Origin of the sequence: Flavonifractor sp. An112 (assembly GCF_904377885.1) — a bacterium.
GTDB classification, from domain to species: Bacteria; Bacillota; Clostridia; order Oscillospirales; family Oscillospiraceae; genus Flavonifractor; species Flavonifractor avicola.
Genome location: NZ_CAJFGT010000023.1, coordinates 1 through 14,148, shown reverse-complemented (window position 1 = coordinate 14,148; position 14,148 = coordinate 1). Strand labels below are relative to the sequence as shown.

The following is a 14,148-nucleotide window of genomic DNA, read 5'->3' as shown; positions in this document are numbered from 1 at the left end:
ACTCCGGCTCATTTTCCAACCTGCCAGATCATGATTGCCCCAACCCATTGGGGCACAAAGGTTTGAAAGAAAAACAGAAAGAAGGGGCGCCGCGCAGCGGCGCCCCTTCTATTTACCTAAGAAAAGAGTTTTGCACATTATCCACAGGGTTTTCCACAATGATCAGTTCAGCAGGGCCTGGTACTCCTCGGCCTTGCCCACCCGGCCCACGGCGGACAGGGAGGCGTTGGACAGGTCCATCAGCTCCTCCGCCAGGGCGCGCACATCCTCCCGGGTGACGGCGTCGTAGGCGGCGATGATCTCCTCCTCGTCCAGTACCCGGCCCACCAGCATCTCTCCCCGGCCCAGGCTGCTCATGTGGGCCTGGGTGGATTCCAGCCCCATCAGCACATTGGCCTTGGACTGCTCCCTGGCCCGGTCCAGCTCCTCCTGGGTGACGCCGTGTTCGTTGAAATCCCGGATGACGGCCAGAATGGTGTCCAGAGCCTGGCGTTCGGTCTCCTTGCCCAGGGCGGTGTAGATGCCGAAGTAGCCCGCGTCGTCGTGGCAGGTGCCGTAGGAATAGACGGAGTAGCACAGCCCCTTCTGCTCCCGCACCTGCTGGAACAGCCGGGAGGACATCCCGCCCCCCAGAATGGAGGACAGCAGCTGGAGGGTGAACCGCCGGGGGTCGGAGAAGGACAGCCCCGGGAAGGCCAGAGTCAGGTGGTTCTGTTCAATGGCCTTCTTCTTGACCACAATGCCGCTGCGGTAGGCGGCGGGCTTGCTGGCAACGGGCTTGCGGGGCTCCAGCACCGAGAACCGGGCGGCCAGATCATCCACGCCGGCCTGGGTAAACCGGCCCGACAGGGCCACCACAATGGACTCCGGGCCGTAGTGGCTGTCCTTGTACTGCCGCAGCCAGGCCCCGTCCATCTGTTCCAGGGTGGCTTTTTTGCCCAAAATGGGCCGGGCCAGAGGAGAACCCTGAAAGACCACCCCGGCCAGCCGTTCGGCGCACAGGTCCTCGGGGTTGTCCTCGTACATTCCGATTTCCTCCAAAATGACCCCACGCTCGGTCTCCACGTCGCCGTCGTCAAATTTGGAGTGGAAGAACATATCGCACAGGATGTCGGTGGCCATAGGCAGATGGGTGTCCAGCACCCGGGCGTGGAAGCAGGTGCACTCCTTGGTGGTGAAGGCGTTGACCTGCCCGCCGATGGCGTCCATCTCCTCCGCCAGCTGGGCGGCGGTGCGGGTGGCCGTGCCCTTGAAGAGCATATGCTCGATGAAGTGGGCGGCGCCCCCCTCCCCCGGCTTTTCGTGGCGGGAGCCGGTGCCCACCCAGATGCCCAGGCAGGCCGAGCGCACACCGGGCACCTGCTCGGTGAGAATACGCACCCCGTTGGGGAGCGTCCGTTTTTCATACTTCAAACAAAAGGACCTCACATTCATTTGTGTGGGGATCAACCCCGGAGGGCGATCAGGAGCAGTACCACCCCGGTGATCGCCAGGACAAGGGCCAGGTATCCGATGACTTTCATTTTCATGCCGTGCCGCTCCTCTCCTCAGATTGCCCTGCACGACATTATATCATACCTGAAATGGCTTGTCAGCCGAAAAACAAAGGGCCCAGGGTACAAATTAGAAAATTCTGTGAAAATCGCCTGCTTTACGATGGGGCTGGAAACGAGTATACTGAGTTTAGTAATCACAGCCCCAGAGGCGGAAAGGAAGTTGGATTATGAATCAGGAAGCGCTGAAGGTACTGGAAGAGCGGCGCAGCTGCCGGGCCTACAAGCCGGAGCAGATCACCGAGGAGGAGCTGCAGGCGGTGCTGAAGGCGGGCACCTACGCCCCCACCGGCATGGGCAGACAGTCCCCCATCATTGTGGCCGTGCAGGACAAGGAGATCATCGCCGCTTTGAGCAAGCAGAACGCCGCCATCATGGGCAACCCGGACATGGACCCCTTCTACGGCGCCCCTACCGTGCTCATTGTGCTGGCCAACAAGCAGTTCCCCACCTGGTTCTATGACGGCTGCTGCGTCATGGACAACCTGCTCAACGCCGCCGAGGCCGTGGGGCTGGGCTCCTGCTGGATTCACAGGGCCAAGGAGGAGTTTGAGTCCGCCGAGGGCAAGGCTCTGCTGAAAAAGTGGGGCATTGAGGGCGACTACGAGGGCATCGGCCACTGCATCCTGGGCTACCGGGCCGACGAGAAGCCCGCCCCCGCCGCCCGTAAGGACAACTACGTCTATTATGTGCGGTAAAAGCCGAAAATAAGAAAAAAGCGCGCCGAAAGGCGCGCTTTTTGTGTTAATGAGGGCTAATTCGGCTTTACGTCAGTCCAGCTTCAGATCTCCCTCTTTGATCCAGCCGATCCTGCGGAAGAACAGGCCGAACAGCCAGGTGAGGACGGCGGGGAGCACAAAGCAGATCAGGATCATTCCCGTCCAGTCGAAGGCGGTGATGGCGGCCTTGGCCCCGGTGGCCACGTCGTTGACCCAGCCGGTGTATACCCCGATGGGGCCCACCATGCCGCAGGTGCCCATGCCGGAGGCCACGCCGGAGGCCGGGTCGTTCATCTGGAATCCAAAGACACAGGTGGCCAGAGGCCCGGTAATGGCGGAGGTGAGAATGGCAGGCAGCCAGATTTTCGGGTTTTTCACGATGTTGCCCATTTGGAGCATGGAGGTGCCCAGGCCCTGACTCACCAGGCCGCCCCAGCGGTTCTCCCGGAAGGAGAGCACCGCAAAGCCTACCATGTTGGCGCAGCAGCCCGCCACCGCGGCGCCGCCCGCCAGTCCGGTGAGGCCGATGGCGGCGCAGATGGCCGCCGACGAGATGGGCAGGGTGAGGGCGATGCCGATGACCACCGATACCAGAATGCCCATCCAGAAGGGCTGGAGGACGGTGGCCCACTTGACGAAGTCACCCAGAGCGGAGGCCGCGGTGCCGATGGCGGGGGCCCACAGGGCGGACAGTCCCACGCCGGAGAGAATGGTCACCAGAGGGGTAACCAGCAGATCAATCTTGGTCTCTTTGCTTACCACCTTGCCCAGCTCAGCGGCGATGATAGCGATAAAGAGCACCGCCAGAGGTCCGCCGGCTCCCTTACCGCCGTCCAGGGTGGTGGAGCCCAGGGCGTTGGCGGCATAGCCCACCGTCACCAGGGAGAAAAGCACCAGAGGGGGCGCCTGGAGGGCGTAGCCAATGGCCACCGCCATGGCCGCGCCGCTCATGGCCGAGCAGTAACCGCCCACCTCCACCAGGAAGGCCAGCCCCAGCTGTTTGCCCAGGGTGTCCAGGATGGTACCGATGAGCAGGGAGCAGAACAGACCCTGAGCCATGGCTCCCAGGGCGTCCACGCCGTACCGCTTGGCGGAAATTACAATGTTTTTCTTTTTGAGAAATGCCGAAATCTGTCCCATAACCAGTTCCTCTGTCAAAAAGTCATTACAGGTATCATGACACCTTAATGCACTATTATAATGCGTATTGAACAAAGCCCTGGCTTTGTTCAGGTGCAAGGTTTTTGGACAAAATATTTCAAAAACCTTGCACCTTCCGCTGATGCGTTGAGACGCACCAGCGGAAATACGCATTGTAACAATGGCTGAATTCCATAAAAGCGGCTTTCTTAAGCCGTTTTTATGGAATTGCGCGGCTATCGCCGCGCGAATAAACCGATTTACGGTTTATTCAATAGACATTATTATAACGAGGGAAGAAATTTTGTCAAGGAAAAGATGCCCCCTTTGGGGGAATGTGGTACAATGAAGAAAACACGCCAGAGAAAAAGGGAGAACGCATATGACATTATCTGATCGTCTCGGTTCCCGGGCGGACATCACCGCCGGGGTGATTACTACCTTCCGCACCCTGTCCCGCCATCCTCACCCCTCTCACCACGAGGAGGCAGTGGGTCAGGACTACATGGAGTTTCTCCGGGGCCTGGGCCTCTCCCCCGTCCGGGATGAGGCGGGCAACGTGATGGCGGACTGCCCCGCCACCCCCGGCCGGGAGGACGAGCCTCTGCTCATCCTCCAGGGCCACATGGACATGGTGTGCGCCGTCTCTCCCGGCAGCGGGTTCGATCCCCTCACCGATCCGGTGACCATTCTGGAACAGGACGGATATCTGTGTACCGACCGCCGCTCATCCCTGGGGGCGGACAACAACCTGGGCAATGCCGCCGCCCTGTGGGTGGTGAGCCGGGGGATAAGTCACGGCCCCCTGCGCTTCCTCTTCACCGTAGGCGAGGAGATGGGCCTGGAGGGGGCCAAGGTGGTGGACCCGGCCTGGCTGGCGGGTGCGGCCTGGCTGCTCAACACCGACGGCTTCCATCTGGGCAGAGCCATTGTGGGCTCCGCCGGAGGGCGGCGGGAATGCTGGACCCGGGCCCTGGACACCTGCCCTGCCCCGGCGGGTGAGGCGTGGCGCATCTCCATTACCGGCGGCACCGGCGGCCACTCCGGCGACGACATCCACCTGGGCCGCATCAACCCTATCAAGGTGCTGGCCGCTTATCTGAAGGACCGGCCCGCCCTGGCGGTGGCCGATTTCACCGGCGGCTCCGCTTTCAACGCCATCCCCGCCGGGGCAGAGGCTGTGGTGGTGGGTCAGAAGCCCGATCTGGGAGCGCTGGAGGAGGCCCTTCTCCCCTTTCGGACCACCGATCCCAACCTGAAACTGGACCTGTCCCCCGCCTCCCGGCCCGAGACGGTGTGGACGGCCCATTTCCGCCGGGAAGTGCTGGACCTGCTCACCGCCCTGCGCCACGGTGTGTTTGCCATGGACCCCCAGTTCCCCGGCGTGGTGGGGGCCTCGGTCAATCTGGGCGTGGCCCGGCGGGAGGAAAATACCTTCGCCGTCCGCCTCTTCCTCCGGGCTGCCCGGGAGGAGGATGAGGGAGCTATGGCGGCGGACAACTGCCGGTTGGCGGAACAGGCCGGCTTCTCCCTCACTGTCACCGGCTATCCCGGCTGGCCGGGAGATAAAAACAACCCCCTGGCCCAGGTGCTGGACCGGGTGTACCGGGCCCAGACCGGGCGGGGGCTGGAAATCAATATGGTCCATGTGGGGCTGGAGCCCTCGGTGTTCCGGGCGAAAGCGCCGGGACTGGTGATGGCCTCCACGGGACCGGATATCATGGACGCCCACTCGGTGGACGAGCGGGCGCCGCTGGCGGGGCTGGCGGATTACGCCCTGCTGCTGGCGGGGCTGCTGGAGGAGCCCCTCAGCTGAGCAGCTCCTTGTACAGGGCGGGGGCATCGGCCTTGCCCACGTGCTCGGCCACCGACAGCACCTCCACTTTCACGGTGCGCTCGCCGAAGCGCAGCTCCAGCACGTCGCCTACCTTCACGTCGTAGCTGGCCTTTACCGGCCGGCCGTTGGCGGTGACCCGCTGGTTGTCGCAGGCCTCGTTGGCCACCGTCCGGCGCTTGATGAGCCGGGAGACCTTGAGCCATTTATCCAGGCGCATATTGAGTCCTCCTTGTTATATAAAAACGTAATATTACAAAAGTGCCAGTCCTTCCGGACTGGCACTTTTTATCAGGTCAGATTACTGAGCCACGACGTCCTTCAGGGCCTTGCCGGGCTTAAATACGGGCACCTTGGAGGCGGGGATCTTGATGCTCTCCTTGGTCTTGGGGTTGCGGCCGGTGCGCTCGGCACGGCACTTCACCTCAAAGGCGCCAAAGCCCACCAGCTGGACCTTATCACCCTCGGCCAGGCACTGGGAAATGACCTCGATGGCGGCGTTGATGGCGTTCTCGGTATCCTTCTTGGACAGGCCGGCCTTCTCGGCGGCCGCATTGATCAGTTCAGCCTTGTTCATTTGGTGCGTTCCTCCTGTTTTGCTCTGTTGTACTTGATATTTACTTAAGGCAGTGTGCCTTTAAGTTTCCTTGGCGTGCTCCCATAGCTTGTCCAGTTCTTCCAGAGTCATGCCCTCCATGGACTGATTCTGGGCGGCGGCCTGCTCCTCCACCTTGGCAAACCGGCCGATGAACTTGTCGGTGGCCTTGCCCAGCGCCACCTCCGGGTCCACCTTCAAAAAACGGGAGACATTGACGGCGGAGAAGAGCAGGTCGCCCAGCTCCTCCTCCACGTTGGTGCCCTCAGCCACGGCGGTTTTCAGCTCCTCCAGCTCCTCGGACAGCTTGTCCAGAGCGCCGGAGATATCCGGCCAGTCGAAGCCCGCCTTTTTGGCCTTTTTCTGCACCTTCTCGGCCCGCCACAGGGCGGGCAGAGAGCGGGCCACGGCGTCCAGGGCATCGGTGTTGGTGGCCTGGCCCTTTTCCTTGCGCTTGAGCTCTTCCCAGTTGGTGAGCACCTCGCCGGTGCCCGACACGCTCACGTCCCCAAACACATGGGGGTGGCGGTAGATGAGCTTTTTGCACACGCCGTCGGCCACATCGTCCAGATTAAACCGGCCGGCCTCCTGCTCCATGCGGGCGTGGAAGAGCACCTGGAGCAGCACGTCCCCCAGCTCCTCCTTCAGGTGGTCGGGGTTCTGCTCGTCGATGGCCTCCACGGCCTCATAGGCCTCCTCCAGGAAGTTGCGGCGGATAGACTCGTGAGTCTGTTCCGCGTCCCAGGGGCAGCCGCCGGGGGCGCGGAGAATGCGGACGATCTCCTCCAGGTCCCGAACGTCATAGAAATCTTTATACTGAAAATCTACCATATTTCAAAGCCTCCTGCAACCTCTTTTTCAAAAAAGTCAGCGAATCCGCAAGAGTTTCGCAATCTTATCACCCTTGGGCATCATTTCCAGGTCCTCCTTGGACAGCACCTTCAGCACCACGATGAGGATGACGTACACCACCACGCCGGCCAGGATGCCGCCGCCGGTGGAGATGGCGTTCTTGATAAAGGAGCCGGAGAAATACCGGGCCAGCAGGCCCTGGCAGCCCCAGGCGGCAGCCGCCATTAAGATCGAGGCGATGAGGGGCTTGACAAAGACGGGGATAAGCCGGGGGGGATTGGGCACCATGCGCTTGATGACGATGAGGTTGAGCACCGACACGATCACGAAGCAGGTCAGAGTGCCGATGGGGGCGCCGAAGATCATGAACTTGGGATTGCCCACCAGGGTGTAGCTGACGATGACCTTGGCCACGCCGCCGATCACCATGGTGATGATGGGCAGGTTGACGATGCCGTTGGCCTGGAGGATGGCGGAAGCCACCACCTGGATACACACGAAGAGGGCGGCAATGCCCAGGATGGACAGCAGGGGTCCGGCAATGGTCTCATCCACGTTGCCCACGGTGAGCAGCTGGATGATAGGGGTGCCCAGGGCGAACAGGCCGAAGCCGCAGGGCAGGGCGATGAGGGCGGAGATGCGCATGGCGGACTCGGTGGTGCGCTGGGCGCCCCGCCGGTCCCGCCGGGCGATGCAGGCGGACACGGCGGGCACGATGCAGGCGGTCAGCGGTACCATCAGGTTGAAGGGCAGGTTGTAGATGCTCATGGTCTTGCTGTACACGCCGTACAGCTCCCGGGCGGAGTCCAGGATGGGGTCCAGCTGGGTGCCCGGATTGACCAGCACCTCCGCCTGGAAGGCGGCCAGGTTGTCCTGGAAGATCGCCACCGCCTTGGGGAAGATGTCCAGCACACTGTTGGAGATGCCGGTGAGGCCGTCCTGAATGGCGATAAATACGGTCTGCAGCTGGCTCTGCACCAGGCCGGTGTCGATGAGGTTGACGATGGTCAGGGTGCAGGAACTGAGGGTGATGGGAATGGCCAGCTTGAGCAGCCGGGACAGGATCTGCTTGGAGGTGTCGGGCGTATCGCTGGAGGTAGTCTGTTCCCGCCTGTTGGTGCGGATGTGGTTAAAGGCCAGGAAGGCCACCGACAAAATGGAGCCGATGGACACACCCAGCAGGGCGCCGGAGGCGGACAGCCGGCTCTTCAGATCCTGGTCGGGGATGGTGGAGTTGAGGATGAGGAAGGCCAGGGCCAGGCCCAGGAACATCTTGGACAGGGCTTCAATGACCTGGGAGATGCCGGTGGGCACCATGTTCATGTGGCCCTGGGCGTAGCCCCGGAAGGCGGAGCAGATGCAGGTGCACAGCACCGACGGGGACAGGGCCAGCACGGCAAAGACGGCCTTCTCGTTCTGCAGCACATACTTGGCCACAATGGGAGAGAACACCGACATACACACGAAGCTGAACAGGCCCATGAACAGGAAGGCGAAGAAGGCCACCTGGAACACCTTGGCCTTCTGGTTCTGGCGGCCCAGGGTGTTGCACTCGCTTACCGTCTTGGACAGGGCCACAGGCAGGCCGGCGGTGGAGATGGTGAGGAAGAAGGTATAGATATTGTAGGCGGCGTTGAAGTCGCCGTAGGCCTCGTCAGGCAGCAGGGCGGTCAGCGGGATCTTGTAGATGGCGCCGATGACCTTGACGATGATGGTGGTCATGGCCAAAAAGGCCGCCGCGCCGTAGAAGGTATTTTTTTTCTGCTGGTTTGACAACGGTAGTCCCCCTTAGTTTTTCTGGAACAGCAGGGGCAGGGCGTAGTCCGCCACTTCCCGCTTCACCCGCTCCAGGTCGATGGTGAGGAAGTCCCCATCCTTGTATATGACCTTGCCCCGGGCCATATTCATGCACACATCGGAGCCGTGGGCGGCATAGGCCAGGTTGGAGATGACGCTGTGGCAGGGGGTCAGGTTCAGGTGGGAGAAGTCCACCAGAATCAGGTCGGCCTCATACCCGGCCTGGATGACGCCGGTCTGGCGGCCCAGAGCCACGCCGCCGTCCCGGGTGGCCATCTTCAGAGCGTCCAGAGGCAGCAGGGCCAGGGGGTTGCAGCCCGCCCCGTTGTGGAGGATGGCGGCAAACTTCAGGTCGCTGAAGAAGTCGGTGCAGTTGTTGGAGGACACGCCGTCGGTGCCCAGACACACGTTGACCCCCGCCTTCTTCATGGCGGGCACCGGGGCGATGCCGCTGCCCAGCTTCAGGTTGGAGATGGGGTTGTGGATGGCGGAGATCCCCTTCTCGGCCATGATGGCCCAGTCCTCCGGGGTGGTCCACACACAGTGGGCGGCGATGGCCCGGGTGTCCCACACGCCGTAGTCGTTGAGGACCTGGATGGGGGTCTTGCCGTGGCGGGCCATGCAGGCCTCGTGCTCCGCCTTTGTCTCGGAGATGTGGACGTGCATTCCCAGGCCGTGGTCGTGGGCGTAGCCGGCCATCCACTGCCACAGCTCCTTATGGGAGGTGTACTCCCCGTGGATGGAGGCGTCGATGCGGATCTGGCCGTCGTTGTAGTTGTGCCACTTCTCGGTGAGCTCCCGCTGGGCCACGCAGTCGTGGTTGGTGTCGGGATCAAAGCCCTCCCCGAAGAGGACGCCGCCCACGCTCAGGTTGGCGCTGATGCCGGCGGAGGCAGCCTCCTGGGCGATGATGTCGGTATGCATATACATATCGGCAATGGTGGTGACGCCGGAGGCGATCATCTCCGCCAGACCCAGGGCGGTGCAGGACCGGACGGCCCGGTCGTCCCACTTGGCCTCCACCGGGAAGATGTAGTTGTTCAGCCAGTCCTGAAGGTTGTTGCCGTCGCCGTAGCCCCGCATGGCGGTCATGGGCACGTGGGTGTGGGCGTTGACAAAGCCGGGCATGAGCACGTTGCCCTTGCCATCGATCTCCTGGTCAAAGGTCCCCTGGGGGCGGACGGTGCCCACGGAGACGATGCGGGTCCCCTCCACCGCCACATAGGCGCCGGGCATTACGGTGCCCGCCTCGTCCATCAGCACGGCGGTGCAGTTGTGAATGAGAATGGACATAAACTGTTGATCTCCTTTGTTTGTGATACAGAAGAAAGCCCCGTCTTACCCGATCTGCTTCAGGCAGGCCAGCACCAGCTTGGAGAACTTGTCCTTGCAGGCCTCGGCGGCCTCCAGCACCTCCTCCTCAGAGAGGGGCTGATCCAGGATGCCGGCGGCCATGTTGGAGAGCAGGGTGAAGCCCAGCACCTGCATCCCGCAGTGGCCGGCCACGATGACCTCGGGGGCGGTGGACATACCCACCGCGTCGGCCCCGGCGATGCGGGCAAAGCGCACCTCGGCGGGAGTCTCGTACTGGGGACCGGGGAAGTACATATACACCCCTTCCTTCAGCTCGATGCCCAGCTCCCCGGCGGCCTTCCGGGCCACGTCCTGGAGGGCGGGGGTGTACAGGTGGGAGGAGTCGGGGAACCGGACGCCGAATTCGGGCAGGTTCTCACCCCGCAGGGGGGACTCCATGAAGATCTTGATCTGGTCGGTGATGAGCATCAGGTCGCCCGCCTTCCAGCTGGTGTTGACGCAGCCGGCGGCGTTGGTGACAATGAGGGTGTCGCAGCCCAGCAGCTTGAGCACCCGGACGGCGTAGGCCACCTCCTCATAGGAGTAGCCCTCATAGTGGTGCATCCGACCCTGCATGACGGCCACGCTCTGGCCCTCCAGGGTGCCGAACACCAGGCGGCCCTTGTGGCCGGGGGCGGTGGAGGCCTTGAAGTGGGGGATCTCCCCGTAGGGCACGGCCACGGCGTTCTCTACAATATCCCCCATGTAGCCCAGGCCGGAGCCCAGGATCATGGCCACCTTGGGGGCAAAGGTGCCGATCTTGCTGCGGATGTAGTCGGCGCTCTCCTGATACTGCGCAAAGGTATAGTGCATAACAGATCCTCCTTAACAGCGGATGAAAGTAAAAGTTTTCGGTCCTATGAAAGGTTAATCTATGCAATTATACACCTTGTAATAGGAAAAAGCAATGAGGATTGCAGAACGGCGTGAGGAACAAAAGTTCCAGAACAATCCTCTTGACTGGTACGTTTGTTCGATATATAATGGGGCCAAAGGGGGGAGTACGGTGGACCTGATGGATAAGCTGACCATTTTGGCGGACGCGGCCAAGTATGATGCCGCCTGCACCTCCAGCGGGGTGGACCGGCGGGGGGGCAAGGGCATGGGAAGCACCATGGCCGCCGGGTGCTGCCACTCCTTCTCTGCCGACGGCCGGTGTATCTCCCTTTTGAAGGTACTGTACACCAACCGCTGCATCTACGACTGCGCCTACTGCGTCAACCGCCGGTCCAACGACCTGCCCCGGGCGGCCTTCACCCCAAGGGAGCTGGCGGAGCTGACCACCGGATTCTACCGGCGCAACTATATTGAGGGGCTGTTTCTCTCCTCCGCGGTGTGGGTCAGCCCCGACCGCACCACCGAGGAGATGATATCTGCCCTCACCCTGCTGAGGCAGGAGTACGGCTTTCATGGCTATATCCATGCCAAGGCCATCCCCGGGGCCGACCCGCTCCTTACCCAGCGGCTGGGTCAGCTGGCCGACCGGCTTTCGGTGAATATTGAGCTGCCCAGCGAGGACAGCCTCCATAAATTGTGCCCCGACAAGGAGAAAAAGGCCATTCTGGCCCCCATGGCCCAGATCCGGGACGGCATCACTCAGGCCAAGGGGGAGCTGGTGAAGTATAAGCACGCTCCCCGGTTTGCCCCGGCGGGCCAGTCCACCCAGATGATCATTGGCGCCACGCCCGAGAGTGACAAGCACATTTTGACCCTGACTCAGGCTTTATATGACCAGTACAAGCTGAAACGGGTGTTTTTCTCCGCCTATATGCCGGTGTCCGACAGTTCCCTCCTCCCCGCCCGGCAGGACTTCAAGCCGCCCCTGCTGCGGGAGCACCGGCTGTACCAGGCCGACTGGCTGCTGCGGTTCTACCACTTCCGGGCGGAGGAGCTGCTGGACGAGGCCCACCCCAACTTCGACACCCGGGTGGACCCCAAGTGTGCCTGGGCCCTGGGGCATATGGAGCAGTTCCCGGTGGAGGTGAACAGGGCCAATTACGAGACTCTGCTGCGGGTGCCCGGCATCGGGGTGGTGTCCGCCAAGCGGATTCTTACCGCCAGGCGGGTGGGGCCCCTCACCTTCTCGGGCCTGAAAACCCTGGGGGTGGTGTTGAAACGGGCCCAGTATTTCATCACCTGCTCGGGGAAGATGCTGGAGGGGTTAAGAGTAAACCCCGACGGGGTGCTCCGCCATCTGGTGGCTCTGGAGAAGCCCGCCCTGGCGGGCTACGAGCCGGAGCAGCTGTCATTGTTCTGAGGAGCGGGAAATACGGATTGCCGAGCCAGTGTGCCCACTGGCTGGCAATGACAGCAGTGTGAAAGGAGGTCCCCATGGACTGGCCCAGGTTTTCCTATTCTTATGACGGCAGTTTTGCCGGGTTCCTTACCTGTGTGTTTATGGCCTACGCCAACAAGGAGGAGCCTGCCTGTTTCCTCACCTACGGGGACGGCCGGGTGACCCTGTGGCCCCAGCGGACGGTGGACACCGACGACCAGAAGGCCCGGCGGGTGTACCGATCTCTGGACCGGAGCATGGGCCAGCAGGGCCGCCGTCTGGTGACCTACGGCTTTCTCACCTGCCTGGAGGAGCGGGAGCTGGCCCTGTGGGACTTCCTCCGGCTGGGCTATGAGCGGGGGCCGTCGGTGGTGCGGGATCTCACCGACCCCCGGGTGGCTGTGCTGGGCAAGGCGGTCCAGCACCTGACCCACGAGGCCCACCTGCTCAAGGGCTTTACCCGCTTCTCCGACCAGGACGGGGCCCTGGTGGGAGAGATCGAGCCCAAAAACCGGGTGCTTCCCCTGCTGCGGCCCCACTTTGCCGCCCGCTACCCCGGCGAGACCCTGGTGCTCTACGACCGCACCCACCGGGAGGCCCTGTTCTGCCAGAAGGGGAAGTGGGCCATTGTGCCTCTGGACCGGTTCGACCTGGCCCCGCCCGGGGCGGGCGAACTGGATTACCGGGCCCTGTGGCGGCGGTTTTACGACACCATCGCCATTGAGGGCCGCTATAACCCCAAATGCCGCATGACCCAGATGCCCAAACGCTACTGGGGCACCATGACGGAATTTCAGCGGGAGGAGCCCCCTGCCCCTGGCGCCATGGCACAAAATTGACGGACGCGCTGCAAAATTGCGGCGCGTCCTCCCTTTTCCCGGGAAATCAGGCAGGAATGGATTCTTCCGGAGACGAATTTTCTTGACAGAAGGGGCGGACAGCCTTAAAATAGATTCGGTGCATTTTTTGAAGAGCAAGGGGTACGCTCTTCAAATTTTTGTGCGGGTCGGACAAATCCGTGCCCGCCGCCCACACGGGAATTGAACAAAACGATTGAAACAAAAATCAAAACAGATGGAGGTGTAAACCCGGCTCATGTTGCCTGTCATATTAGCAGCCGTCATCGCGTTCGTGGTCGCGGCTGTGGTGTTTTTTGTGCTCGGCATCCAGTACCGCCGCCGCGTGGCAGAGAAGGAGATCTCCAGCGCGGAGGAGGAGGCCAAGCGCATCATCAACGAGTCCATCAAGAGCGCCGAGAGCAAGAAGCGCGAGGCCCTGGTGGAGGCCAAGGAGGAGATCCTCCAGGCCCGCAACGAGTACGAACGGGAAGTAAAAGAGCGCCGGGCCGACCTGCAGAAGCAGGAGCGGCGCTTGCAGCAGAAGGAAGAGAACCTGGACCGCAAGACCGAGAACATGGAGAAGAAGGAGGACACCCTGCAGCGCAAGCTGGCCGAGCTGGAAGAGGCCCGGGAAGAGGTGGCCACCGTCAAAAAGACCCAGATGGAGGTGCTGGAGCGCATCTCCGGCTTTACCGCCGAGGAGGCCAAGGACTACCTGATCAACCAGCTGGCCGAGGAAGTGACTCACGAATCGGCCATGAAGGTGCGGGAGATCGAGGCCCAGTTCAAGGAAGAAGCCGACCAGCGGGCCAAGGAGATCCTGTCCCTGGCCATCCAGCGCTGCGCCGCGGACCATGTGGCGGAAGCCACCGTCTCTGTGGTACCCCTGCCCAACGATGAGATGAAGGGCCGCATCATCGGCCGCGAGGGCCGCAACATCCGCACCCTGGAGACCCTGACCGGTGTGGACCTGAACATTGACGACACCCCCGAGGTGATCACCGTCTCCTGCTTCGATCCCGTCCGCCGTGAGATCGCCCGGCTGGCCCTGGAGAAGCTGATCCAGGACGGCCGCATCCATCCCACCCGCATCGAGGAGATGGTGGAGAAGGCCAAGCGGGAGGTGGACGCCACCATCAAGGCCGAGGGCGAGCGGGCCGTCTTCGAGACCAACGTCCACGGCCTGCACCC

Annotated in this window: 13 protein-coding genes; 5 read left to right on the top strand and 8 right to left on the bottom strand. The window is 62.3% G+C overall.

Annotation, left to right across the window (positions count from 1 at the left end; all coding sequences use genetic code 11):
- Positions 1-162: 162 nt before the first annotated feature.
- Positions 163-1,413 carry a M16 family metallopeptidase gene (locus IHN22_RS05035; RefSeq protein ID WP_300985530.1) on the bottom strand — a complete coding sequence of 417 codons (1,251 nt, stop codon included), beginning with the start codon at positions 1,411-1,413 and terminating at the stop codon, positions 163-165.
- Between the two features lie 310 nt (positions 1,414-1,723).
- Between IHN22_RS05035 and IHN22_RS05030 the strand changes: the two genes are divergently transcribed.
- Complete coding sequence (locus IHN22_RS05030; protein WP_191433882.1) at positions 1,724-2,251, top strand: nitroreductase; 528 nt, start codon at positions 1,724-1,726, stop codon at positions 2,249-2,251.
- 72 nt (positions 2,252-2,323) lie between these two features.
- Here the strand turns inward: IHN22_RS05030 and IHN22_RS05025 are convergent, their stop codons facing one another.
- Positions 2,324-3,412 (bottom strand): PTS transporter subunit IIC, encoded by a 1,089-nt coding sequence (locus tag IHN22_RS05025; RefSeq protein ID WP_191433881.1) that lies wholly within the window; start codon positions 3,410-3,412, stop codon positions 2,324-2,326.
- Positions 3,413-3,794: 382 nt separating this feature from the next.
- Between IHN22_RS05025 and IHN22_RS05020 the strand changes: the two genes are divergently transcribed.
- Positions 3,795-5,228, top strand: a complete 1,434-nt coding sequence (locus tag IHN22_RS05020; protein ID WP_191433879.1) for a M20/M25/M40 family metallo-hydrolase — start codon at positions 3,795-3,797, stop codon at positions 5,226-5,228.
- Here the strand turns inward: IHN22_RS05020 and IHN22_RS05015 are convergent.
- From IHN22_RS05015 to IHN22_RS04990, 6 genes are all read right to left on the bottom strand, one after another.
- A complete protein-coding gene (locus tag IHN22_RS05015) occupies positions 5,221-5,466 on the bottom strand; it encodes an RNA-binding S4 domain-containing protein (protein ID WP_087267740.1) in 246 nt (81 codons plus the stop codon). The genes IHN22_RS05020 and IHN22_RS05015 overlap by 8 nt on opposite strands.
- A gap of 81 nt (positions 5,467-5,547) precedes the next feature.
- Positions 5,548-5,823, bottom strand: a complete 276-nt coding sequence (locus IHN22_RS05010) for an HU family DNA-binding protein (protein ID WP_087187223.1) — start codon at positions 5,821-5,823, stop codon at positions 5,548-5,550.
- A 60-nt stretch (positions 5,824-5,883) separates the two neighbouring features.
- Complete coding sequence (mazG, locus tag IHN22_RS05005; RefSeq protein ID WP_087329809.1) at positions 5,884-6,672, bottom strand: nucleoside triphosphate pyrophosphohydrolase; 789 nt, start codon at positions 6,670-6,672, stop codon at positions 5,884-5,886.
- Between the two features lie 36 nt (positions 6,673-6,708).
- Positions 6,709-8,469 carry a putative polysaccharide biosynthesis protein gene (locus IHN22_RS05000; protein ID WP_300985524.1) on the bottom strand — a complete coding sequence of 587 codons (1,761 nt, stop codon included), beginning with the start codon at positions 8,467-8,469 and terminating at the stop codon, positions 6,709-6,711.
- Positions 8,470-8,481: 12 nt separating this feature from the next.
- Entirely contained in the window at positions 8,482-9,783 is a 1,302-nt protein-coding gene (locus tag IHN22_RS04995; protein WP_191433877.1) for an amidohydrolase family protein, read from the bottom strand.
- A 45-nt stretch (positions 9,784-9,828) separates the two neighbouring features.
- Positions 9,829-10,656, bottom strand: coding sequence for a purine-nucleoside phosphorylase (locus tag IHN22_RS04990; protein ID WP_191433875.1), 828 nt, complete (start codon positions 10,654-10,656; stop codon positions 9,829-9,831).
- A 193-nt stretch (positions 10,657-10,849) separates the two neighbouring features.
- Here IHN22_RS04990 and IHN22_RS04985 point away from each other — a divergent pair, with 193 nt between their 5' ends.
- The 3 genes from IHN22_RS04985 to IHN22_RS04975 all read left to right on the top strand — a co-directional run.
- Complete coding sequence (locus IHN22_RS04985; RefSeq protein WP_191433873.1) at positions 10,850-12,100, top strand: putative DNA modification/repair radical SAM protein; 1,251 nt, start codon at positions 10,850-10,852, stop codon at positions 12,098-12,100.
- A 74-nt stretch (positions 12,101-12,174) separates the two neighbouring features.
- Complete coding sequence (locus IHN22_RS04980; RefSeq protein ID WP_191433871.1) at positions 12,175-12,957, top strand: TIGR03915 family putative DNA repair protein; 783 nt, start codon at positions 12,175-12,177, stop codon at positions 12,955-12,957.
- A 256-nt stretch (positions 12,958-13,213) separates the two neighbouring features.
- Positions 13,214-14,148, top strand: a 935-nt coding sequence (locus IHN22_RS04975) for an Rnase Y domain-containing protein (RefSeq protein WP_191433869.1), incomplete at its 3' end; no start/stop codon positions are given.